This is a genomic window from Actinoplanes sp. NPDC048967 (assembly GCF_040649415.1).
In the GTDB taxonomy this organism is placed as follows: Bacteria; Actinomycetota; Actinomycetes; order Mycobacteriales; family Micromonosporaceae; genus Actinoplanes.
This window is the reverse complement of the sequence record NZ_JBEZFL010000003.1, coordinates 496034-520206: the sequence shown is the minus strand read 5'-3', so window position 1 is coordinate 520206 and position 24173 is coordinate 496034. Positions and strand designations below refer to the sequence as shown.

At 71.7% G+C, this 24173-nt stretch carries 17 protein-coding genes and 1 riboswitch; of the genes, 12 read left to right on the top strand and 5 right to left on the bottom strand.

The window, feature by feature from the left end:
• Positions 1-5: 5 nt before the first annotated feature.
• A complete protein-coding gene (locus AB0C12_RS14950; protein ID WP_360548031.1) occupies positions 6-1295 on the bottom strand; it encodes a DUF58 domain-containing protein in 1290 nt (429 codons plus the stop codon).
• A 1-nt stretch (position 1296) separates the two neighbouring features.
• A complete protein-coding gene (locus AB0C12_RS14945; protein ID WP_360548029.1) occupies positions 1297-2346 on the bottom strand; it encodes a MoxR family ATPase in 1050 nt (349 codons plus the stop codon).
• A gap of 411 nt (positions 2347-2757) precedes the next feature.
• Between AB0C12_RS14945 and leuS the strand changes: the two genes are divergently transcribed.
• Together leuS and aroA are read left to right on the top strand one after the other, a co-directional pair.
• A complete protein-coding gene (gene leuS, locus AB0C12_RS14940) occupies positions 2758-5577 on the top strand; it encodes a leucine--tRNA ligase (protein ID WP_360548027.1) in 2820 nt (939 codons plus the stop codon).
• A 73-nt stretch (positions 5578-5650) separates the two neighbouring features.
• On the top strand, positions 5651-6907 hold the full coding sequence (gene aroA, locus AB0C12_RS14935) for a 3-phosphoshikimate 1-carboxyvinyltransferase (protein ID WP_360548025.1): 1257 nt from the start codon (positions 5651-5653) through the stop codon (positions 6905-6907).
• An 818-nt stretch (positions 6908-7725) separates the two neighbouring features.
• On the opposite strand, the gene AB0C12_RS14930 is transcribed toward aroA, so the two are convergent.
• From AB0C12_RS14930 to AB0C12_RS14920, 3 genes are read right to left on the bottom strand one after another with little or no spacing between them, the layout of a single operon-like run.
• Positions 7726-8472, bottom strand: a complete 747-nt coding sequence (locus AB0C12_RS14930) for a VTT domain-containing protein (protein WP_360548023.1) — start codon at positions 8470-8472, stop codon at positions 7726-7728.
• A gap of 57 nt (positions 8473-8529) precedes the next feature.
• Positions 8530-9246 (bottom strand): glutamine amidotransferase, encoded by a 717-nt coding sequence (locus tag AB0C12_RS14925; RefSeq protein ID WP_360548021.1) that lies wholly within the window; start codon positions 9244-9246, stop codon positions 8530-8532.
• Entirely contained in the window at positions 9236-10456 is a 1221-nt protein-coding gene (locus tag AB0C12_RS14920) for a MurT ligase domain-containing protein (protein WP_360549016.1), read from the bottom strand. Before AB0C12_RS14920 ends, AB0C12_RS14925 begins: the two co-directional genes overlap by 11 nt.
• 463 nt (positions 10457-10919) lie before the next feature.
• A riboswitch (cyclic di-AMP (ydaO/yuaA leader) is annotated at positions 10920-11101 on the top strand.
• 6 nt (positions 11102-11107) lie between these two features.
• Here AB0C12_RS14920 and AB0C12_RS14915 point away from each other — a divergent pair.
• From AB0C12_RS14915 to murG, 10 genes are all read left to right on the top strand, one after another.
• Positions 11108-11917 (top strand): C40 family peptidase, encoded by an 810-nt coding sequence (locus tag AB0C12_RS14915; protein WP_360548019.1) that lies wholly within the window; start codon positions 11108-11110, stop codon positions 11915-11917.
• A gap of 460 nt (positions 11918-12377) precedes the next feature.
• Positions 12378-12809: a division/cell wall cluster transcriptional repressor MraZ gene (gene mraZ / locus AB0C12_RS14910; protein WP_212993900.1), complete on the top strand. Its 432-nt coding sequence runs from the start codon at positions 12378-12380 to the stop codon at positions 12807-12809.
• A gap of 251 nt (positions 12810-13060) precedes the next feature.
• The gene (rsmH, locus tag AB0C12_RS14905) at positions 13061-14119 is read left to right on the top strand and encodes a 16S rRNA (cytosine(1402)-N(4))-methyltransferase RsmH (RefSeq protein ID WP_360549014.1); all 1059 of its coding nucleotides are present in this window, start codon (positions 13061-13063) and stop codon (positions 14117-14119) included.
• Positions 14120-14127: 8 nt separating this feature from the next.
• A complete protein-coding gene (locus tag AB0C12_RS14900; RefSeq protein WP_360548017.1) occupies positions 14128-14739 on the top strand; it encodes a hypothetical protein in 612 nt (203 codons plus the stop codon).
• Positions 14740-14742: 3 nt separating this feature from the next.
• Positions 14743-17451: a penicillin-binding transpeptidase domain-containing protein gene (locus AB0C12_RS14895; RefSeq protein WP_360548015.1), complete on the top strand. Its 2709-nt coding sequence runs from the start codon at positions 14743-14745 to the stop codon at positions 17449-17451.
• 54 nt (positions 17452-17505) lie between these two features.
• Positions 17506-19020 carry a UDP-N-acetylmuramoyl-L-alanyl-D-glutamate--2,6-diaminopimelate ligase gene (locus tag AB0C12_RS14890; RefSeq protein ID WP_360548013.1) on the top strand — a complete coding sequence of 505 codons (1515 nt, stop codon included), beginning with the start codon at positions 17506-17508 and terminating at the stop codon, positions 19018-19020.
• Positions 19017-20414: a UDP-N-acetylmuramoyl-tripeptide--D-alanyl-D-alanine ligase gene (gene murF / locus AB0C12_RS14885; protein WP_360548011.1), complete on the top strand. Its 1398-nt coding sequence runs from the start codon at positions 19017-19019 to the stop codon at positions 20412-20414. Before AB0C12_RS14890 ends, murF begins: the two co-directional genes overlap by 4 nt.
• Entirely contained in the window at positions 20411-21517 is a 1107-nt protein-coding gene (gene mraY / locus AB0C12_RS14880) for a phospho-N-acetylmuramoyl-pentapeptide-transferase (RefSeq protein WP_360548009.1), read from the top strand. Before murF ends, mraY begins: the two co-directional genes overlap by 4 nt.
• A 64-nt stretch (positions 21518-21581) precedes the next feature.
• Positions 21582-23009, top strand: a complete 1428-nt coding sequence (locus AB0C12_RS14875) for a putative peptidoglycan glycosyltransferase FtsW (protein ID WP_360548007.1) — start codon at positions 21582-21584, stop codon at positions 23007-23009.
• 47 nt (positions 23010-23056) lie between these two features.
• Positions 23057-24166, top strand: a complete 1110-nt coding sequence (gene murG, locus AB0C12_RS14870; protein WP_360548005.1) for an undecaprenyldiphospho-muramoylpentapeptide beta-N-acetylglucosaminyltransferase — start codon at positions 23057-23059, stop codon at positions 24164-24166.
• Positions 24167-24173: the final 7 nt, after the last annotated feature.

The following is a 24173-nucleotide window of genomic DNA, read 5'->3' as shown; positions in this document are numbered from 1 at the left end:
TCCCTTCATCGCCCGACCGTCTCGGCCATCGCCGCCCGGTAGGCGAAACCTTGCGAACCGCGTCCGGCCGCCGGCCAGAGCGCGGCGAGCGAGTCGCCGTGCGCGACGGGCACCGAACGCCAGCCGCTGCGGACCAGGGCCAGAGCCGTGGCGCCGTGCGCCCGGTCGGCCTCGGTGCGTTCCCCGGGTGGCATGTTCACCCAGGTGGAACTGTCGATCGCGAACCCGATGCAGGTGGCGCCGTTGCCCCGCAGCCCGGTGAGCACCTCGGCCTCGGCCACGCTCAGCGTGCCGAACAGGCCGATCACCAGGCCGCCGTCGGAACGCCGCCGGACCTGGTCCACCAGCACCGAGATGTCACCGGCGCGGGCCAGCTTGACGTCGGCCAGGGTGTCCAGGATCGCGCCCTCACCACCGATCTCGGTGGCGTCGACGTCGGTCCCTTCCCCGGTCACGAGGCGCAGCTTGTAGCCGGCCTGGCGCAGGTGCATCGCGATGCTGGCGGCGGCCGAGACGGCCCATTCGAAGCTCGCCGTCGGGCCCTCGCCACGGTGCGCGGCCTGCCGGGTGTCCAGAACGACTGTGGCTCGGCTCTCCCACGGCTGCTCCTCGCGGCGCACCATGAGCTCACCGGTGCGGGCGGTGGAACGCCAGTGCACCCGGCGCAGGTCGTCGCCGCGCCGGTACTCCCGGGTGGCCGCGTCGTCCTCGCCGTGCACGGCCACCGACCGGGCGCGGCTGTCGCCGGTGCCCGCGTATTCGCCGGCGAGCCGCACGGCGGGCAGGGGGACGACCTGCGGGATGACCGTGAGCCGGTCGACGCTGGGGAACGAGCGGGTCAGCTCGCACAGCCCGAACGGGTCGGTCAGCCGGATCACCAGCGGGCCGACCGGATACCGGCCGCGCACGTCGGCGCGGACCGTGTACGCCACCGAGCTGGCCTGGTGCGCGCCGAGCCGTTCCAGCACCACGCGGGGCCGGCTGCCCAGGGCGTACGGCAGCCGGTCCTCCAGCAGCAGCGTGCCGGTGGGCAGCCGGGACATGTTCTGCAGGCGCAGGATGACGCGCGCGCTGGAGCCGACCGGGGCGCGGCCGGGCTCCAGCGAGCGGGTGCACGCCAGCTTGTAGCGGCTGCGCCCGACGTACGCCGCGGCCAGCAGCGGCAGCATGGCCAGCAGGATCGCCACCCGCAGCAGGTCCTTCTCACCGAGGATGAACGCCGAGATGGCGGCGGCCGAGCCGGCGGCCAGGAAGGAACGGCCGCGGGTGGTCAGTCCCCGCATGGCCTCGCGCATGTCAGCGCCCCCGCGACTCGTACTGCCCGCGGGTGTCGCCGACCGCGCGCGTGTCGTACGGCGAGCGGTTGCGGTCGTGCGGCAGCGGCAGCCGGTGCACGATCTCGGCCACGATGGCGTCGGTCGTACGCCGGTTGAGCTGGGCGTCCGCGGTCGGGATGATGCGGTGGGCCAGCACCGGCACGGCCAGGGTCTGCAGGTCGTCGGGCAGGACGTAGTCGCGACCCTCGAGGGCGGCGACGGCCTTGGCCGTACGGATGAGCTGCAGGGTGGACCGCGGTGAGGCGCCGAGGCGGATCTCCGGTGCCTCCCGGGTGGCCGTGACGAGCGCGATCGCGTACTGCTGGACGGCGTCGGCCGCGTGTACGTCGCGCGCCGTGGCGATCAGCCGGCGGACCAGGGCGGCGTCGGCGACGGACCGCAGGTCGTTCAGCGGGTCGTGGGCGCCGTGACCGTTGAGCATCGCCATCTCGGCGCGCGGGTCCGGGTAGCCCATCGCGATGCGGGCGGTGAAGCGGTCGCGCTGCGCCTCGGGGAGGGGGTAGGTGCCCTCCATCTCGATCGGGTTCTGGGTCGCGATGACCATGAACGGCGCCTGCAGCTCGTACGTGGTGCCGTCGACCGTGACCTGCCGCTCCTCCATGCACTCGAGCAGGGCGGACTGGGTCTTGGGTGAGGCCCGGTTGATCTCGTCGCCGACCACCAGGTTGGCGAACACCGCGCCCGGCTTGAACTCGAAGTCGCGCGTCTCCTGGTTGTAGACGCTCACCCCGGTCACGTCGCTGGGCAGCAGGTCGGGCGTGAACTGGATGCGCCGGACCGAACAGTCGATCGAGCGGGCGAGCGCCTTGGCGAGCTTGGTCTTGCCGACGCCCGGCACGTCCTCGATCAGCAAGTGGCCCTCGGCGAGCAGCACGGCCAGAGCCAGCCGGACCGTCGCGCTCTTGCCCTCGATGACCTGCTCGATGTTGGCCATGATGGCCCCGCTTGCGGCGAGGAACTCATCACTCGGCAGGGGACCGCCGGGCTGGTCCCAGGTTGGCGTTGTCACGGGCCTCCTCCATGTCGTTCAAGCCCCTTCCTACGTGCTCACGTAGAAAAGGAACCGAAGGTTCGCGGGCGGCCGGCGGTCCGTGGGCCTCCGGCGCTCGCCGCCCGTTCCCCACAGGTTAGCCCGGTCACAGCAACCTGCCGAGCGCGCGCTAGCGGCAGTGACGGCTTGTGGTCAACTGGACACGCATATCGGATGGGTTACGAATCAGCCCGGTTGATACCGGGTGCCGCGAGAACCGGACGCCCGGTATCATGCAGTCATGGCTCGGTCCTTCCTGCTTCTTAGCCAGCCGTGCTGACCTCATAACAGAGTTCGGCGCGGCGCCCCCTCCTGCGAGAGGGGCTTTTTTGTGCCCTGAAGTAGGTGATCCTTGTCGACTGACTTTTCGAAAAGAACGAGATGGTGACGATGAGCGAGTCCGAGACCAACACGGACGTCCCGCCGTACCGCTACACAGCGGCCCTGGCCGCGGAGATCGAGCCCCGCTGGCAGGAATTCTGGTCCGGCCACGGCACGTTCCACGCGCCGAACCCCACCGGTGAGCTGGCCGATCCCACGCACCCGCGGGCCGGGGCGCCCAAGCTGCACGTGCAGGACATGTTCCCCTACCCGTCCGGCGCCGGCCTGCACGTCGGGCACCCGCTGGGCTACATCGGCACGGACTGCTACACCCGCTACAAGCGGATGGCGGGTTACAACGTGCTGCACCCGATGGGCTTCGACGCCTTCGGCCTGCCCGCCGAGCAGTACGCGGTGCAGACCGGCACCCACCCGCGGATCACCACCGAGGCCAACGTCGAGCGCTACCGCGGTCAGCTGCGCCGGCTGGGCCTGGCCTACGACGAGCGGCGCAGCTTCTCCACCACCGACCCCGAGTACTACCGCTGGACGCAGTGGATCTTCCTGCAGGTCTTCAACTCGTGGTTCGACCCGTCCGACGCCAAGGCCAAGCCGATCGAGATCCTGATCTCGCAGTTCGAGGCCGGCGAGCGCGAGACGCCCGACGGGCGGGCGTGGGCGGAGCTGTCCGACGTCGAGCGCCGGCAGGTGATCAACGACCACCGCCTGGCGTACGTCAGCGAGGCGCCGGTCAACTGGTGCCCGGGGTTGGGCACCGTGCTGGCCAACGAGGAGGTCACCCCGGACGGGCGCAGCGAGCGCGGCAACTTCCCGGTCTTCAAGCGCAGCCTGAAGCAGTGGATGATGCGCATCACCCAGTACGGCGACCGGCTGGTCGACGACCTGGACACGCTGGACTGGCCCGAGCCGGTCAAGCTGATGCAGCGCAACTGGATCGGCCGTTCCCGGGGTGCGCACGTGGACTTCCCGGTCGGCGGCGACGACGTGATCAGCGTCTTCACCACCCGGCCCGACACGCTGTTCGGCGCCACGTACATGGTGCTGGCGCCCGAGCACTCCCTGGTCGACTCCGTCGTGCCGGCGGCCTGGCCCGAGGGCACCAAGGCGGTCTGGACGGGTGGGCACGCGAGCCCGGGGGAGGCCGTCGCGGCGTACCGGGCCGAGGCCGCGGCCAAGACCGAGGAGGAGCGGACCGCCGACGCCAAGGTCAAGACGGGCGTCTTCACCGGCGCGTACGCGACCAACCCGGTCAACGGCGCGCGCGTCCCGGTGTTCATCGCCGACTACGTGCTGGCCGGCTACGGCACCGGCGCGATCATGGCGGTGCCCGGCCAGGACGAGCGCGACTGGGCGTTCGCGGAGGTCTTCGACCTGCCGATCATCCGTACGGTGCAGGCGCCCGACGGCTTCGCGGGGGCTTTCACCGGCGACGCCCCGGCAATCAACAGCGACTGGCTGAACGGGATGGGCGTGGCCGACGCCAAGGCCGCGATGATCGCCTGGCTGGAGGAGCACGGCCACGGCCGGGGCGCGACCACGTTCCGGCTGCGCGACTGGCTGTTCAGCCGGCAGCGCTACTGGGGCGAGCCGTTCCCGATCGTCTACGACGAGACCGGCCTGCCCGTCGCGCTGCCCGAGTCGATGCTGCCGGTGGTGCTGCCGGACACCGACGACTTCTCGCCGCGCACCTTCGACCCGGACGACGAGCACAGCGAGCCGGAGACGCCGCTGTCGCGCAAGAAGGACTGGGTGACCGTCGAGCTGGACCTGGGCGACGGCCCCAAGACCTACACGCGTGAGACCAACACGATGCCGCAGTGGGCCGGATCGTGCTGGTACGAGCTGCGCTACCTGGACCCGCACAACGACAAGGTGCTGGTCGAGCAGGAGAACGAGGCCTACTGGATGGGCCCGAAGGACTCCGCGGACTGCGGCGGCGTCGACCTGTACGTCGGCGGCGTCGAGCATGCGGTCCTGCACCTGCTGTACGCCCGCTTCTGGCACAAGGTGCTGTACGACCTGGGCCACATCTCGTCCTTCGAGCCGTTCCGCAAGCTGTTCAACCAGGGCTACATCCAGGCGTACGCGTTCCGCGACGCGCGCGGCGTCATCGTGCCCGCCGAGGAGGTCGTCGAGCGCGACGGCAAGTGGTACTTCGGCGAGCAGGAGGTCGACCGCGAGTACGGCAAGATGGGCAAGTCGCTGAAGAACGTCGTCACCCCGGACGACATGAGCGAGCAGTACGGCGCCGACACGTTCCGGGTGTACGAGATGGCGATGGGCCCGCTGGACGTGTCCCGCCCCTGGGACACCAGGGCGGTGGTCGGTTCGCAGCGCTTCCTGCAGCGAGTGTGGCGTCTGGTGGTCGACGAGGAGACCGGCGCCGTCCGGGTCACCGACGAGCCGCTGGACGCCAGGACCCGGCGGGCGCTGCACCAGACCATCGACGGTGTCCGCGAGGACATGGACGAGCTGCGGTTCAACACGGCCATCGCCAAGCTGATCCAGCTGACCAACACGCTGACCCCGCTGGGCACGACGTCCCGCGAGGCGATCGAGCCGCTGGTGCTGATGACCTCGCCGTTCGCGCCGCACCTGGCCGAGGAGCTGTGGCGCAAGCTGGGCCACGACGACACGCTGGCCTACGCCGACTTCCCGGTGCCCGACCCGGCCCAGCTGGTGGCCGAGTCGGTCACCTACCCGGTGCAGGTCAACGGCAAGGTCCGCGGCCGGGTCGAGGTCGCGCCGGACGCGAGCGAGGAGACGGTACGCACGGCAGCGCTGGAGTCCGTGGCCGAGGCGCTGGCCGGCCGGGAGCCCCGCAAGGTGATCGTGGTCGCCGGCCGGCTGGTCAGCGTCGTCGTCTGACCGTCGTTCCACATGCAGGACAGCGTCGGGGCCGTCGGGAGGTCGGGCACGCCGTACCGGAACAATCTGGTACGTGCCTGATCTCCCGGACGTCCTGACTGTTGCCCCGCTGAGTTCACCCCTGGACGCGACCGTGCGCCCACCGGGGTCGAAGAGCATCACCAACCGGGCGCTGCTCTGCGCCGCCCTGGCCCCGGGCACGTCGACGCTGACCGGGGCCCTGTTCGCCGACGACACCCGGGCGATGCTCGACGCGGTGGCCGCCCTGGGGGCCACCGTCGACGCCGATCCCGAGGCGGCTGTGATCCGGGTGACCGGCGTCGACCCGCGTACCGGAACAGCCGACGCCGCCGTCGACGCCCGGCAGTCCGGCACCACGTCCCGGTTCATCCTGCCGGCGGCGGCGCTGCGTCCCGGCCGTACCGTGGTCGACGGCACCCCGCAGCTGCGCGCGCGCCCGTTCGGCCCGGTTTTGGACGCCCTGCGCGACCTCGGCGCGGAGGTCTCCACGACGGGGTTCCTGCCCGCGACCGTGCGCGGCCCGCTGCGTGGCGGCCCGGTGCAGGTCAGTGGCCACATCTCGAGCCAGTTCCTGTCCGGCCTGCTGATGGCCGGCCCCCTGATGACCGACGGCCTCACGGTGGAGCTGACCTCCCCGCTGGTGTCGGTGCCGTACGTGGAGATGACCCGGGCGGTGATGACAGCCTTCGGCGTACGCGTCGACGGCCTGACCGTGGCGCCGGGCACCTACCGGCCCACCGACTATGCGGTCGAGCCTGACGCCAGCGCGGCCTCGTACTTCCTGGGCGCGGCGGCGGTCGCCGGCGGCCGGGTGACCGTCCGCGGGCTCGGGACCGGCAGCCTGCAGGGTGATGTCGGTTTCGCCGACGTGCTGGAACGGATGGGTGCCACCGTGACCCGCTCGGCGGACTCGCTCACGGTGAGCGCCACGGGCACACTCCGCGGCGTGGACGTCGACATGTCCGACATTTCGGATACGGCCCAGACGCTGGCGGCGGTGGCGGTCTACGCCGACTCGCCGACCCGGGTCCGGGGAATCGGCTTCATCCGCGGCAAGGAGACCGATCGGGTGGCGGCCGTGGTGACCGAGCTGCGCCGGGCCGGGATCGACGCGGTGGAGGACGAGGACGGCTTCACGATCCGTCCGGGGGTGCCGCGGCCGACGCGCTTCGCCACGTACGAGGACCACCGGATGGCGATGAGCCTGTCGCTGCTGGGGCTGCGGTCGGCGGGGATCGAGATCGCCGATCCGGGTTGCGTGGCCAAGACGTACCCGCACTTCTTCACCGACCTCGCCGCCTTGAGCTGACCTGGTTGGGGGCGGGCTTTTCGCTTCTCTGTTCGCCTCCCGCCCGATTCGGCACACGGCTGCCATCGCCCTCACGCTGGTCACCTGAGCGGCTCCGACGGGCCACAATGCCTCTTCACTGACCAGGTGGCTCGCAAGCCCGTTGGCCGCTTCCCCAGATCTGCGCTGCTACTCGGGGTATTCGAGATTTTGGTCGCTGGTGGCCCCTATGGGGGCCAGAAATTACCAAGGTCTCGGACGCTGACCGAGACATGGGTATGCGCGGCGGGGCCGCTGCGCTGCCGGGCGGCCGCTGCGCGAGTGGTGGCCAGTCGGCTGTCGGAGTCACCGCTTCGGCCTTGCCGGCCGGTGCGCGAGTGGTGGGCAGTCGGCTGTCGGAGTTACCGCCTTGGCCTTGTCGGCCGGTGCGCGAGTGGTGGGCAGTCGGCTGTCGGAGTTACCGCTTCGGCCTTGTCGGCCGTTGCGCGAGCGGTGACCAGTCGGCTGTCGGAGTCACCGCCTCGGCCTTGCCGGCCGCTGCCGATCGAGCCGCTGGGCTGATCGCGTCGGCGGAGGCCTGCGTGCAGGTGTCACGGGGTCGGGGTGCTGGGAGTGATAGTTGGTCTTGGGCTGCTGGGCCCGATCAGGCCGTGGAGGACTGCGTGGTGTCGCCGCGGCGGGGTGTGGGGACGGGTGACTGGCCTGGCGAGGGTGCGACGGGCCGCTGGTGTGAGCTGCGGGGCCTGATCCGGGCCGAAGGCCGCCGCGGGGTGCCGGGAATGGAGAACGGCCCACCGCGGGTGCGGCGGGCCGTGCGTCGTCTCTCCAGGTGCGTCGGCTCAGACAGCAGCGACCGCAGCTGCGGCGTCGCGGCGGGCGGCCAGCCGCCACCGCAGCACGATCGTCGTCGTCAGGCCGATCCCGATCGCCGCCGGTGCCAGCGTCAGCGGGTTCATCGAGCCCGGCGACGTCACCGCCGCGCCGATCACCGCGTACGAGACCGCGGACGGCACCGAGGCCAGCGTCGTGCCGAGCAGGTAGCGCTTGCGGCACACCGACGTCGTGCCGTACGCGTAGCCGATCAGGCCGAACGGGGCCAGCGGCAGGAAGCGGACCAGCAGCACCGCCGACAGGCCGCGGCGGTTCAGCCAGCCGTCCAGGCGGTCCAGTTTGCCGCCCGCCCGCGCGCCCAGGGCGCCCCGGCCGGCCCAGCGGCCCGCGTAGTAGGTCGCCACCGCGGCGATGATGGCCGCGGCCAGCGCGGTGGCCGCGCCGGTGGCCGGGCCGAGCAGGGCGCCGCAGGCCAGGGTGATCGCGGTACGGGGGACGAGCACCGACAGGAGCAGGCCGCCCACCACCGCGATCGCCACGGCGGCCGCCGGGCCGAGGCCCACGACCGAGTCCGCGATGGCCTGCAACGGCAGGACCGCGGCCGCCACGCCGAGTGCGGTGATGACGGCGGCGAGGATGCCGACGCGGGTGAGCCGGCGCCGCCAGCCGAGCGGGGTCGTCGGGTGCTGCGTGCTGACCTGAGGGTCCGTGGCGGGGGTGGCGATGCCCCGCGGGGCGATCAGGGTGTCAGTCATGCAGGCGTACCCCTAAGGTCTCGTCGGTCCAGGTCTGGTGATCGGCGCCTGCAGTGCTCAGGCGGCGCCTGCCGCGGCGAGCCGCTCGCCTCTGAGCCGGTCGGCCCAGGTGTCGTCGAGCGGTTGAAGACTATCCGCGCCGATCGCCCAGCGCAGTAGCAGATCGGCTATCGCTGGGTTGCGGGCCAGCGCCGGGCCGTGCGCGTAGGTGCCGAGGATCTTGCCGTGCCAGGCGCCCTCGGTCTGGCCGTCGTTGCCGATGCCGGCGGTCACCCGGGCCAGTGGGGCCACTCCGGGACCCAGGTGGGTCCGGCCGCCGTGGTTCTCGAATCCGGTCAACGGGGGCAACCCTAGCCGGGGATCGATGTCGCCGCGAACCTCGCCCACCGCGCGTGTCTCGCCCCGGTCCGAGCTCAGGTCGAGCAGGTCCAGGCCGGCGCACTTGGCGCCCTTGGCGAAGAACGAGCTGCCGAACAGCTGGTAGCCGGCGCACACGGCGAGCACGGCCGCGCCCTGGTGGACGGCCCGGTGCAGGCCGCCATCGGCGATCAGCCGCTGGGCGGCCAGCGCCTGCGGGCCGTCCTCGCCGCCGCCGATCAGATAGATGTCGGCGGTGGTGGGCATGGCCTGGTCCGAGCGGACCTCGTACGTCTCCACCGGGATGCCCCGCAGCGCCGCACGACGGCCCAGGATCAGCAGATTCCCCCGATCGCCGTACGTCGAGAGCAGGTCCGGATAGATCCAGACGATCCGTAGGGTGCTCTCAGTTGACACGGTCCAACTCCGCTCGGATGTCCTGGAACGCCGTGTAGTTGGCGATCACCTCTAGGCGACCGGGCGGGCTGGCCTGCACCGCCTCGTCGAAGGTATGCACGTGCCGGAAGGCGACATCGTTCACTTCCAGCCGGACCGCCAGGTCGTAGGCCCGGTCGCCGGTGATCAGCACCTGCCGGCCGCGCAGCGGGGAGAAGTCGACGTCGTAGAGCCAGGACGTGTCGAAGCCGTCGGGGTCGCGGGCGTTGATCGACAGCAGGGTGGGGGCCACCTCGGCCATGTCGAACGCCTCGAGCCAGCTGGCCGGGTTCTTGGCCAGCAGCAGCCGGATGTTGCGGCCGTCGCGTTCCACCTGGGCGTAGCGGCCCGCCACCGAGGCGACGCCGGCCAGCCGGGGGACGGCCTCTATCGGGCGGACGCCGAACTCGGCGGCCACGGCCAGCGCGGTGGCGGCGTTGCCCAGGTTGACGTGCCCGGGCAGCTGGAGCTTGACCAGGTGCCAGTCGCCGCGGGGGTCGATGACGCCGTCGTCCTCGACGGTCCACTGGGCCTGCGGGCGGCGCAGCGGGCACCCGGTGCAGCGCCAGTCGCCGTTCGCCCGTTCGATCGGGGAGCCGCACTCCGGGCAGACGAACGAGTCGTCGTGCCAGCGCTGGCCGGCGCTGAACCAGACGACGTGCGCGGTGTTGACCGCCGCCCAGACCACCATCGGGTCGTCGGCGTTGGCGACCACGTGCACGTCGGGGTGGGCGGCCAGGGCGGTCCGCCACATCTGGGCCATCATGGCGACTTCCTTGGCCCGGTCGAGCTGGTCGCGCGAGAGGTTGAGCAGCGCGACCACCCGCGGGGTGGTCTCGTCGATGACCCGGGCCAGGTAGTGCTCGTCGACCTCGAGCACCGCGAACGGGGTGGCACCGGCCTTGGCCAGGGCCGAGGTGTGCCCGGTGGGCATGTTGGCGCCGAAGGAGTTGGTGGCGACCGGGCCCAGCACGCCGAGGGCGGCCGCGGTGAACCGGGTCGTGGTCGTCTTGCCGTTGGTGCCCGAGACCAGCGCGATCGCGCGGCCGGCGGCGAGGTTCTTCAGCAGGTCGGGATCGATCTTGAGACCGATCCACCCGCCGATCACCGAGCCGTCGCCGCGGCCGGCCGCCCGTGAGAGCGCCGCAGCGGTTCGCGACACGGAGGTCGCGACCTTGGCCCGTAGGGGCATCTTCCCGTCCGTCACGGCGACGAGGGTACCGGAAACGGACACTACGTCGAGTGGCCCTGGGTGCGTCCTGTGGACATCCACCGCTGGGTGGCCCCCTCGGCCGAACGGATGATCTCCACTACGCCGCCTGTCGCCGAGTTTGCGCCGGTGGGGGCGTTTACGGTCACATTCTCCCGACCTGGATCCGGCCCATGATCGGCCCCGTCGGGCTTTTTGTGTGTTGTGTTTCACCCGTAACCTTCGACGTAAAGTGATCAGCCAATCACCTGGTGCACTGGCATTTGTCACGGCGTGGTTACAAACCGGACAGGGGTTCGCGTGCCAAATACTCTCCGTAGCCAAGGGGAGTCCTGCACGTCACCCGGAAATCGGGTAGCAAGGACGAGCCGGTGAGCGCCCGCTCGCCGCTCGCACCGCAACGGACCACGCCGAGCCCTGCCCCGGTCCGAGCGGCGCGACCACACGTACGCGAACGACAACACAGGCATACGGGGGCAGGGACGGGGGACCCAGATTCGGTCCCACGGGGTACGCGCCAGTCGCGGCGTACCACGGAGGACCTTGGGGTGAAGCCACCATCGGTGGCCGGGCAACCTTCCCGCCCGAACCCGACAGCTAACCTCGCAGGCGTGCCGGAGGGATCTCTCTACCGTGCACGAAAGCACCTCGCACCGGCGCCGTCGTACCGTTGGCACCGGTCCCATCGCTCTGTCCCTGGGTCTCAGCCTCGCGGCCAGCCAGCTGATCGGCACCCCGGCGGCCTCCGCCGCTCCGGCGCCCGTCACTGCGGCCGCGTCGGCAGCCGTCAAGCCCAAGCTCACGAACTCCTACAACAGGAGGTCGGTGAAGAAGGGTCAGACGGTCCGGGTGACCGCGAAGCTCATCAACCCGAAGACCGGCAAGGGCGTCAAGAGCGTCAAGGTCAAGCTGCAGATCCGGGGCGGCAAGTCGTGGAAGACCTGGGTCACCCGGTCGACCGACTCCAAGGGCGCGGTCTCGATCCTGACCAAGCCCGGCTCGTCGCTGTACTACCGCACCGTCTTCTCCGGCGGTAAGGGCTACACCTCGACGCGCAGCAGCCAGACCAAGATCACCGTGAAGACCCAGAACAAGGCGGCCAAGGTGCTGGCCGAGGCGGCCAAGCACAAGGGTGCGCCGTACAAGTTCGGTGCTTCCGGTCCGAACCGGTTCGACTGCTCCGGCTACACCATGTACGTCTACAAGAAGGCCGCCGGCAAGAAGCTGCCGCACAAGGCCAACTCGCAGCAGCGGTACGGCAAGGCCGTCGGCAAGGGCAGCAAGAAGGCCGGCGACCTGCTGGTCTTCCGCTCCGGCTCCTACGGCACCCACGTCGGCATCTACGCCGGCGGCGGCTACATGTGGGCCGCACCGCACACGGGTGACAAGGTCAAGAAGCAGAAGGTCTACGGCAAGAACTACGTCGTGCGCCGCCTCGTCTGAGTTCCGCTCAGCGGTACGGTCACCGACAGCACCAGTAAGAGCAGTACGACAGTTCAGTGGGGCGCGACCCGGTACGGGGTCGCGCCCCACTGTCATGTCCGCTCCACTTTCTCCTCCACTTTCCTCCCCGATGGGGTGCCGAAGGGCAACCGCGCCTTCCCCAACGCCCGAAATCGGGGGACTTTCGTGCCCGGGTGGGCGGCATGTCGGAAAGTGGACCATGGTGCGGCCCGCCCGGCCCTCCACTTCCACCCCACCGGCTCTGACGTGCGGATACATCCGCGAATCGGGTTCGCGGAAGCCGTCATTCTGGTTGCGAGTGGAGGGAAGTGGAGTAGAGTGGAGCGCAGTGGCAGGGCCTGAGGAGGAGCTGAATCCGAGGGAATTTGCCGGCCCAGACGACAGGTGATCCGCACAGAGCTGGCTCTGCGGCGGCGCCCGGGGCAGGGGGGTTGGGCCGATGTTCCTCGGCACGCACACCCCGCGCCTGGACGACAAGGGCCGACTGATCCTTCCGGCGAAGTTCCGCGACGAGTTGGCGGGAGGTGTCGTGATCACCAAGGGGCAGGAGCGTTGCCTGTACGTCTTCCCGATGCCGGAGTTCCAGCGGATCGCCGACCAGCTGCGCGAACAGCCGGTCACCCACAAGGCCGCCCGGGCCTACAGCCGGGTGTTCTTCGCCAGTGCGCACGACGAGATCCCCGACAAGCAGGGCCGGGTCACCATCCCGGCGCATCTTCGGGAGTATGCGGCGCTGAACCGCGAACTCGTGGTGATCGGCGCGAGCACACGGGTGGAGATCTGGGACAAGCAGTCCTGGGAGCAGTACCTCTCGGCGAGCGAGGACGACTTCGCCGACATCGAGGAGGGGGTGCTGCCCGGCGGATTGTGAGGCGTGGCACCTGTGGGCCAGAGAAACGGCCCGGACGTCGCTGCCGCCGTACTGCGAGATCTCCAGCCGCTCCCGCTCCTGGCGCCTCTTCCCCGGTGCCAGGCGTGTGTCCGGTCGGGCGCGCCCGATGGCAACGGGCACGAGCGGATGGGGATCTGGCGGTACGGACAGACGACCGGGCTGTGCCGGCACCGGGGATCGGTGCGGGTCGGACCGGGTGAGCGCGGAAAGAGCAGGCAATGGGGGTCAGGATGGGCGAGCTTCGCGGCACACACGTGCCGGTGCTGCTCGAGCGCTGCCTCGAGTTGCTCGCCCCCGCGCTCGCGCTGCCGGGTGCGGTGCACGTCGACTTCACCCTGGGCCTGGGCGGGCACGCCGAGGCCGTGCTGGAGCGGCACCCGGACGTGGTCCTCATCGGACTCGACCGGGACACCGAGGCGCTTGCGCACTCCCGGCAGCGGCTGGCGCGGTTCGCGGACCGGACCCACTTCGTGCACGCGGTCTACGACGAGCTGCCGGCGGTGCTGGCCGACCTCGGCTACCAGCACTTCCACAGTGGCCTGTTCGACCTCGGTGTCTCGTCGCTCCAGCTGGACGAGCCGGACCGTGGGTTCGCCTACGCCCGGGACGCGCCGCTGGACATGCGGATGGACCAGTCGCGCGGGATCACCGCGGAGGAGGTCGTCAACGGCTACGAGCCCGGCGAGCTCGTCCGCATCCTGCGGGTGTACGGCGAGGAGAAGTTCGCCACCCGGGTCGTCTCGGCGATCGTCAAGGAGCGGGCGAAGGGCCGGATCGTCTCGTCGTCCCGCCTCGCGGACCTGGTCCGGGACGCCATCCCGGCCGCCGCGCGGCGAACGGGTGGAAATCCCGCGAAAAGAACGTTTCAGGCGCTACGTATTGAGGTAAATGCGGAACTCGCCGCGGTCGAGGCGGCGGTTCCCGCGGCATTGGACAGCTTGGCCCCGAAGGGGCGCCTTGTGGTGATGTCGTATCAATCGTTGGAGGACCGGATCGTCAAGCGCGCCTTCGCCGCGAGGGCGCGCAGCACCGGGCCGATCGACCTGCCGGTCGAACTGCCCGGAACGGGCCCTTCGGTGCGGCTCCTGACCCGCGGGTCGGAGCTGCCCAGCGCGGCGGAAGTGGCGGAGAACCCGCGGGCGGCTTCGGTGAAGCTGCGCGCGGTGGAACGGATCGACCAGCACGGCCAGACGGCAGGGACCGCCCGCGAACGGTCCCGACTGTCTACAACGCACGGGGGACAAGGGCGGTTACGCCCGGGGGAACGCCAGGAGGGGGAGGGGCATTGAGCGAGCGCATGACCACTGCGCCGCGGTCGGGGGGCCGGACCACGGAGCAGGTTGGCAAGGGCCGGCGCACGCCGGCCGGCAAGACGACCGGTACGACCACGGGCGGAGGCGTCCGGGGGGCACGCCGCAACCCGACGGCCGGTACCAACCGGGACAGCGCTGTCCAGAACAGCGCCGTCCAGGGCGCCACCGCCCTCAAGCTCAACACCGAGCATCAGCGTGACCCGATCACGACCCCGCGCCTGCGGGTGGCGCCGCCCGCGCCGATCAACGCGCCGCGCGCGCCGTTCATCGCGCTCGTGGTGGCGGTCGTCGTGGCCGGGGTGCTCGGCATCCTGCTGATCAACACCAAGACGGCGGAGAACTCGTTCCGGATCGACACGCTGCAGAAGCAGCAGGCCAAGCTGGACTCCCAGCAGCAGGAGCTGGAGAACGAGATCGCCGCCAACAACAGCCCGGGCAGCCTGGACGCCGCCGCCCGCCGGCTGGGCCTGGTCAAGGCCGACAACCCGGCGTACATCCGGCTGCCCGACGGCAAGGTCTTCGGGGTGCCGAAGCCGGGCAGCGGTGAGGTGGCCGTGACCGCGCAGGAAACCGCCACCTCGGCGACCGGGCGGTAACGCATGCCGCCCCGCGCCGACGGGACACCGCGCCGGGGCCAGGAGCCCCGGCGCGGCGCTTCTGCTGACCTGCCGCCGGCCGACGGCTCCGGGCGTGAGGACGACCGGGCCCGCGGTTTCGGCGGCATCGGCGACGCGCGGGCCTACACACCGCGTGGCCGGACCGTGCGCGAGGGAGACCAGCGCACCCGGTCGCCGCGTACGGGTCGCAACACCGATCCGTTCCGGCCCGCGTTGCAGGTCCTGGACGGCGGCCGGCCGACCCGGGACCGGCGCCGCGAGGCCGAGGACGACCAGGAGCCGCCGTCGCACCCGGCCCGGGAAGAGCGCGGCCGGGAGAAGCCGGGCCGCGAGACGCGGGCCCGTGCCCAGCAGGACCGCGAGACGGAAGGCCGCGACACGGACGGCCGTGGAGCGCGGGACCGTGGGACTCGGGACCGTCGGACGCGTGACCGCGAGCTGCCGGACCAGCGCCAGGAAACGCCGCGGGGACGTGCCACTGAGGACCGTGCCGCCGACGCGCGGCCCGGCAAGCCTCGCGCCGCCGACGGTCGTGCCACCCAGAGCCGGAGCACCCAGACCCGTGCTGCCCAGAGCAGTGCTGCCCAGGGCCGCGGCACCCAGAGCCGTGCTGCCGAGAGCCGTGCTGCCCAGGGCCGCGGCACTCAGAGCCGTGCCGCCCAGAGCCGGGCCGCCCGGGACGGCTACGACGAGGACGAGTGGGACGAGGCGCCACGCCGGGGCGGCCGGGCCACTGCCGGTGCCACCCGGGCGCGCTCGACCGCCAACCCGCGGCGGGGCGCTGCTGGTGCCCGTACCGAAGCCAATGCCCGGACCGGCCGCGAGCGCAAGGTCGCCGTCCCACCCGGACCCCGGCGTGGGCCGGCCGGGCGTCCGGCCCGGTCCTCGGCGCCGGCCCGGCCCGGCACCCGCCGGCCCGCACCGCTGATCCCCGCCGAGCCGCCGCGGCTCGCCAACGGCACCCGCCGGCTGCGGCTGGGCACCGTGCTCGCGCTCACCCTGTTCGTGGCGATCGGCGTACGGCTGGTCGTGTTGCAGGTCGGCGGTTCCACCGCGGCCGCGGAGAGCCTGCTCGAGCAGCGCCAGAAGCGCCTCACCGAGGTCGTGCTCCCGGCGCCGCGCGGCAGCATCCTGGACAGCTCCGGTGCGGTGCTGGCGCACAGTGTCGAGGCGCGGTACATCTACGCCGACCCGGAGATGATCAAGGATCCGGTCGCCGCGGCCGCCAAGCTGTCCCCGAAGCTGGGCATTCCGCCGTCCAAGCTGATCTCGCTCATGGCGAAGAAGAAGCGGCCCGGCGGCGGCCCGTCCCGCTTCGAGTATCTGGCCCGCGGGGTCGACATCGCGGTGGCCGACGAGATCGCCGCGATGAAGATCCCCGGCATCAGCTCCGACCGTGACGAGCGCCGCGACATCCCGGGCGCCGACCTCGCGGCCAACCTGATCGGCTTCACCGGCGACGACCACACCGGGCTCGAGGGCCTCGAGGCCCGCTACGACGAGCTGCTGCGCGGCAGCGACGGCAAGCGGGTGTTCGAGATCGGCCGCGGTGACCTGGCCAAGGAGATCCCGGGCGGCTACCACCGCCAGGACGACGCCTCGCCCGGCTCGTCGATCCAGCTGACCATCAACCGCGACCTGCAGTTCGAGGTGCAGCGGGTGCTGAGCCAGCAGGGTGAGAAGAGCAACGCGACCGTGGCCGCCGCCGTGGTGCTGAACGCCAAGACCGGCGAGGTGCTGGCCCAGGCGAGCTACCCGGCCTACAACGCGGCCAAGCCCGGCGACTTCAAGCCCCGCGACCGGGAGGACGTGGCGACCAGCGTCATCGCCGACCCGGGCTCGACGCACAAGGCGTTCACCATCGGCGCGGCCCTGGAGGAGGGCGTCATCACCCGGGACTCGCTCATCACGGTGGGCCCGGGTCTCAAGCGCGGCGGCTACGACTTCGTGGACACCCACCGTCAGCCGTCCGGCACCCGGCTCACCATCCCGGGCGTGCTGGCGTACTCGTCGAACGTCGGCACGATCCGCATCGCCGACAAGCTCGGCAAGGCCAAGCTGTACGAGTACCAGCAGCGCTTCGGGCTCGGCCGGGCCACCAACGAGGGCATGCCGGGCGAGGCGACCGGCAAGCTGCTGGCCCCCGACGAGTGGAGCGGTTCGGCGTCCGGCTCGGTGCCGATCGGCATGAGCGTCGACGCCACGCTGATCCAGATGACGGCCGGGTACGGCGCCATCGCCAACGACGGCACCTACATCCAGCCGCACCTGATCAAGGCGACCATCTCCGGCAGGAACGGCTCGGTCGTGCCGGCCCCGGCACCGGAGACGCATCGGGTGCTCAGCGCCGGCACGGCCCGGCAGCTGCGCGAGATGATGGAGTCGGTGGTCGACGCCGAGGGCGGCACGGGTGGCCGGGCCAAGGTCGACGGCTACCGGGTCGCGGGCAAGACCGGCACCGGCAAGATGCTGGTCGAGGGCCAGTACACCAAGCACAACGCCGGCTCGTTCATCGGCATGGCGCCGGCCGAGGACCCGCAGTTCGTCATCGGGGTCTTCGCCGACGTGCCCGACGGCACCGGCGGCGACGTGGCCGCTCCGGCGTTCAGCAAGATGATGTCCTCCGCGCTGCGCCACTACCGGGTGCCGCCGTCGGGTAACCCGGAGCCGACCTTCAAACTGAAGGGATAGGCGCACCGATGGCGTTGGCAGCGGGATGCCGGCCACGGGGTAGGGTCTGACGCCGTGTCCGGCATTCCCCGTCCCCAGACAGTCCGGCCCTCTCGGCTGGCCGACCTCGCGGCGCTGATCAGCGCCGAGCTGGTCGGTCCCGACGCCGAGGTCAGCGGCGTCACGCACGCCAGCGGCGAGGTGCAGCCGGGTGACCTCTACGCCGCGTTGCCGGGTGCCCGCCGGCACGGCGCCGAGTTCGCCGGGGTCGCCGCGGAGGCCGGTGCGGTCGCCGTGCTCACCGACCCGGCCGGCCGCGACGCCGCGGTCGCCGCCGGGCTGCCGGTGCTCGTCGTGACCGACCCGCGAGGGGTCCTCGGTGCCGCCGCGTCGCGGATCTACGGCGACCCGACCGAGCGGCTCACCGTGATCGGGCTGACCGGCACCGCCGGCAAGACCTCGACGGCGTACCTGGTCGAGTCGGGGCTGCGGGCCGCCGGGCTGACCACGGGGCTGATCGGCACCGTCGAGACCCGCCTCGGCGACCTGGTCGTGCAGAGCGTGCGTACCACCCCGGAGGCCACCGACCTGCACGCGATCCTCGCCGCCGCCCTGGAGCGCGGGGTCACCGCCGTGGTCATGGAGGTGTCCAGCCACGCGCTGGCCATGGGCCGGGTCGGCGGGGTCCGCTTCGCCGTCGGCGGTTACACCAACTTCGGCCTGGACCACCTGGACTTCCACGCCGACGCCGACGACTACTTCGCGGCGAAGGCGAAGCTGTTCGACGGCCGGTGCCGCTTCGAGGTGCTCAACGCCGACGAGCCGGCCCTGCTGCCGCTGCGCAAGCCGGCCACCATCACGTACTCCGCCGCCGGGGACGCCGCGGCCACCTGGTCGGCGAGCGACATCGCCGGCGACGCGTTCGGCCAGCGCTTCACCGCGCGCGGCCCGGCCGGGGCAGTGCGCGCGGGTGTCGCACTGCCCGGCCGGCACAACGTGGCCAACGCGCTGCTGGCGCTCTCCTGCCTGGTCGCGGCCGGCATCGACGCGCAGGTCGCGGCCGACGGCATCGCCGCCTGCCCGGGCGTGCCGGGCCGGCTGGAACGGGTCGACTCGCCCGGCGACGTGTTCGGCGTGGTCGACTACGCCCACAAACCCGACGCGATCGTGGCCGCGCTGGCCGCGTTGCGCGAACTCGCGACGGCCCGCGGCGGGCACCTGGTCTGCGTGATCGGCGCCGGCGGCGACCGGGACCGCGGTAAACGTCCGCTGATGGGGGCGGCCGCGGCCCGCGGCGCCGACCTGGTCGTCATCACCGACGACAACCCGCGCACCGAGGACCCGGCCGGGGTCCGTGCCGCGGTCCGCCAGGGCGCCGAGCAGGCCGGCGCGGCGGCGAAGATCATCGAAGTGGCCGGCCGCCGGGCCGCGATCGACGAGGCGGTACGCCTGGCCGGTCCCGGCGACGTGGTGGCCGTCCTGGGCAAGGGACACGAACGAGGCCAGGAGGTGAACGGCGAGGTGCTGCCGTTCGACGACCGGATCGAGCTGGCCGCGGCGCTGGCCGTACGCGCGGGCGGTGCCGCTTGATCCGGATGACCCTGGACGAGATCGCCGAGATCACCACCGGCCACCTCGTCAACGCCGACCCGGCCGCCACCGTCACCGCGGCGGTCGAGTACGACACCCGGGCGTTGCAGCCGGGCGGTCTCTTCGTCGCCTTCGCCGGTGAACGGGTGGACGGTCACGACTTCGCCGCCGCGGCCGTGGCCGCCGGTGCCGTGGGCGTGCTCGGCACCCGTGACACCGGACAGCCCGGGATCGTCGTCGACGACCCGCTGCGGGCGCTGGCCGCGCTGGCCACGGTGGCCGTACGGCGGCTGCCGGAGCTGACGATCGTCGGGCTCACCGGCTCGTCGGGCAAGACCACGACCAAGGACTACATCGGGCAGTTGCTGGCCCGGCTCGGCCCGACCGTGGCGCCCGCCGGTTCGCTCAACAACGAGCTCGGCTTCCCGTACACGGTGCTCAAAGCGGACCCGGCGACCCGGTTCCTGGTGCTGGAGATGGGCGCCCGGGGGATCGGGCACATCCGCTACCTGACCGACATGACCCGGCCCCGGATCGGCGTGGTGCTCAATGTCGGCGCCGCTCACATCGGCGAGTTCGGTTCCGTCGAGGGCACCGCGCAGGCCAAGGGCGAGCTTGTCGAGGCGCTCGGCGAGGACGGTGTCGCGGTGCTCAACGCCGACGACCCGCTGGTCGCTGCGATGGCGTCGCGCACCGCCGCCCGGGTGGTGTTCGTGGGTGAGTCCGAGACGGCCACCGTACGGGCGGTCGACGTGACGCTGGACGAGCGCGGGCGGGCGGCGTACACGTTGATCACCCCCGCCGGGTCGGCGCCGGTGCGGCTGGCTGTGACCGGCCGCCACCAGGTCGGCAACACGCTCGCCGCCGCGGCCGTGGCGCTGGAGGCCGGGATGGCGCCAACCGCCGTGGCCGCCGCGCTGGGTGAGGTCGGTGTCGTCTCGGGCCGCCGGATGGACGTCTTCGACACCCCGGGTGGCGTGACAGTCATCGACGACTCGTACAACGCCAACCCGTCGTCGACCGCCGCGGCGCTGCGGGCTCTCGCCGCGCTCGGGGCGGGCCGGCGCACCACAGCTGTGCTCGGTTACATGGCCGAGCTCGGTCAGTTCGAGACTTCGGGACACGAGGAGGTCGGCCGGCTCGCCGCCGAGCTGGGAGTCGACAGAGTGATAGCGGTCGCGGACAATGCCGCCCCGATCCTCGACGGCGCGGCAACGGTGCCCGCCTGGAAGGGCGAGGCGGTGCTCGCGGCCGACCAGGCGGCGGCCGTCGCGGTGCTGCGGGGCGACCTGCGGCCGGGCGACGTCGTGCTGGTCAAGGGATCGCGGTACCGGACGTGGGAGGTGGCCGACGCGCTGCGCGCGGATCCGGCCACGCAGGAGGTAAGCCCGTGAGGGCAGTCATCGTCGCGGCCGCGGTCGCGTTCATCATCTCGCTCTTCGGCACTCCGCTGGCCATCCGCGTGTTCACCGCGCTGAAGGCCGGCCAGCCGATCCGGGCCGTCGGCCCGGCCAGCCACCAGGGCAAGAAGGGCACCCCGACGATGGGCGGGGTGGCGTTCATCTTCGCCACCGTGCTGGCGTACGTGGCCGGGCACATCGCCCTGACCACGTTGCCGTCGGAGCAGATCGCCCAGGTCCAGCCGACGATGACGGCGCTGGTGCTGCTCGGGCTGTTCGTCTTCTGCGGCGCCGTCGGCTTCCTCGACGACTTCATCAAGGTCCGCCGGCGCAACTCCGCCGGGCTCAGCGCCAAGGGCAAACTGCTCGGCCAGCTGCTGGTCGGCGGCGGACTGGGCGTCGCGGCGCTGTACGTACCCAGCACCAACGGCCAGACCGTGGCCAGCGAGCACATCTCGTTCATCCGCGACATCAGCTTCCTCGACGTCGGCAAGGTCGGCTCCGTGCTGGTCTTCGTCTTCGTCATCATGTCGATGTCCAACGGTGTCAACCTCACCGACGGCCTGGACGGGCTGGCCACCGGCGCCTCCATTCTGGTGCTGGGGGCGTACGGGCTGATCGGGTTCTGGCAGTACCGGCACTGGTGCGGTGACGACACGTACGTGGCCAACCCGGCGAACTACTGCTACGAGGTCCGGGACCCGTTGGAGGTCGCGTTGATCGCGGCCGCGGCGGCCGGCGCCTGTGTCGGCTTCCTGTGGTGGAACACGTCGCCGGCCCGGATCTTCATGGGCGACACCGGCGCGCTGGGCCTGGGCGGCCTGATCGGCGGGCTCGCGATGGCGACCCGGACGACCCTGCTGTCGATCATCATCGGCGGCCTGTTCGTCATCATCACGATGTCCGTGGTCATCCAGATCATCTCGTTCAAGACCACCGGCAAGCGGGTCTTCCGGATGTCACCACTGCAGCACCACTTCGAGCTGGCCGGCTGGAGCGAGGTCAACATCGTGGTCCGGTTCTGGATCGTGGCCGGGATCTGCGTGGCCATCGGTCTGGGCCTGTTCTACAGCGACTTCCTCGCGGTGATGGGATAGATCTCTCGCGACACGCCAGCTTCGCATCCCGGGGCTGGCGTGTCGCGCCACCATGATGGTCACCATGGGCGAGGACAAGGTAGACACCCGGCCCGCGGTCACCGTGTCGCCGGCGGCGACCGTGCAGCCCGCCGCGCCCGCCGCCCGGCCCCGGTCGCTCAGCCAGCAGCTGCTGCCCGCGGTGCACGGCCTGCTGGCCCGGCCGCTGTCGTCGTACTACCTGCTGCTGGCCAGCTCCGGTCTGCTGTTGCTGATCGGCCTGACCATGGTCTTCTCGGCGACCAGCGTCAAGGCGTACGCCGAGGACGGCAGCGCGTTCTCCGCCATCCGCAACCAGCTGATCTTCGCCGTGCTGGGCCTGATCGGCTTCTGGGTCTGCCAGCGGCTGCCCGCCAGCACGCTGCGCTTCCTCGGCAAGTACGTGCTCGGCGCGGCCATCGTCCTGCTGGTCCTGCTGGACCTGCTGATGGCGATGCGCTCGGTCGGCATGATCGATGCGGATCCGCAGACCGGCATCGTCGCCCTGGGCCCGCTGAAGGCCAAGCTGCTGTGGCTCTACATCGGCCCGATCGGCATCCAGCCGTCCGAGATCGCCAAGCTCGGCGTGGTCCTCTGGGGTGCCGACATCATCGCCCGCAAGGGTGCCGCGCTGGGCCACTGGCGTGAGCTCGCGATGCCGCTGTTCCCGCTGGTCGGCCTGCTGTTCGTCCTGGTCGGCTACAACGACCTGGGCACCATGCTGGTGCTGCTCTCGCTGGTGATCGGGCTGCTGTGGGCCGCCGGGGTCCGGATGCGGGTCTTCGCCGCCCTCGGAGTGCTCGGCCTGTCCGGCGTCGGCCTGCTGATCGCCGCGGCGTCGCGCGGTGCGGGCTCCGGCGCGGTCGGCGAGGAGAACTACCGGCTGGCCCGGATCACCGTGCTGTTCAAGCCGCTCGAGGACTGCCAGTCGGACTTCTGCTACCAGATGGTGCAGGGCCGCTCGGCGATCTACGAGGGCGGCTGGTTCGGGGTCGGGCTGGGCAAGGGCGCCCTGAAGTGGAACTGGCTGCCCGCGGCCGACAACGACTTCATCTACGCCGTCGTGGCCGAGGAGCTCGGGGTGGTCGGCTGTGCCGTCATCCTGGCGCTGTTCGCGGTGCTGGCGTACACCGGCTTCCGGATCGCGCGCCGGGTCGACGACCCGTTCCGCCGGCTGGCCGCCACCGGCATCACCACCTGGCTGGTGGCCCAGGCCGTGATCAACATCGGCGGGGTGGTGGGCCTGCTGCCGATCACCGGGCTGCCGCTGCCGTTCATCTCCACCGGTGGCAGCGCCCTGGTCGTGACGCTGGCCGCGATCGGCATCCTCGCCTCCTTCGCCCGCGCCGAGCCGGACGCCGCGCGGGCCCTGCACGCCCGTCCGCCCGCCCGATGGGTACGGCTACTCTGGGCCCCGCTGCCGCCGCTCCCCCCGCCGCGGCGGCCGGCCAAGCCGCGCCCGCCCGCCCGGTGATCGGGCATCCGGGCACCAGATCCGGCGGGGGAGAACTGGAGACCGTGATGGGTCTGCTGCGGTCTGTCGTGCTCGCCGGGGGAGGCACCGGCGGTCACATCTACCCGCTGCTCGCCTTCGCCGACGCCCTGCGCCGCCACTTCCCCGAGGTGCGGATCACGACGCTGGGCAGCCCGAAGGGCATGGAGAACGAGCTGATCCCGCCGGCCGGCTACGACCTGCGGGTCATCCCGGCGTTCCAGCTGCCCCGCGCGCTCAACCTGAATCTGCTGCGCACCCCGGACCGGATGTACAAGTCGGCCCACGCGGCCGGCCAGATCCTCGACGAGGTGCAGGCGGACGTGGTGGTCGGCTTCGGCGGTTACGTGTCGGTGCCGGCGTACCTGGCGGCCTGGCGGCGCGAGCTGCCCATCGTCATCCACGAGGTGAACGTGCCGCCGGGGGTGGCCAACCGGATGGGCATGAAGTTCACCAAGAACATCGCGGTGGGGTTCCCGACCCAGCCGCAGCAGGCCGAGTCGCTGCGCGACGCCCGGGTCGTCGGCGTGCCGCTGCGCACGTCCATCACCCGGATGGACCGGCAAGCGCTGCGCCCGCAGGCCCTGGCCCACTTCGGGCTGCGCCCGGACCTGCCGGTGCTGTTCGTCTCCGGTGGCTCGTCCGGGGCCCGCACGATCAACCTGGCGGTGGCCGGGGCGGCCAAGAAGCTGGCCCACGCGGGCATCCAGGTGCTGCACGTGCAGGGCGGGCGCAACGACCCGTTCGAGATCCCCAGCGACCTGCCGGTGCCGTACGTCGTGGTGCCGTACCTGTCCGACATGAACCTGGGCTACGCCGCCGCCGACCTGATGCTGTGCCGGGGCGGGGCGATCACCGTGGCCGAGACCACCGCGATCGGCATGCCGGCGATCTACGTGCCGTACCCGTTCAGCAACCAGGAGCAGAAGCGCAACGCGCTGCCCGTGGTCGAGGCCGGCGGCGGTCTGCTGGTGGACAACGCCGAGCTGACTCCGGAGTGGATCGAGCGTACGGTCATCCCGCTCGCCCGCGATCCGCGGCGGCTCGCCACAATGGGTGCCGCGGCGGGCGGCTACGGCCGCCGCGACGGCGACGAGGCCCTGCTCGACTTCGTGTGCGAGGCAGTGGCCCGCCGATGAGTCCTTC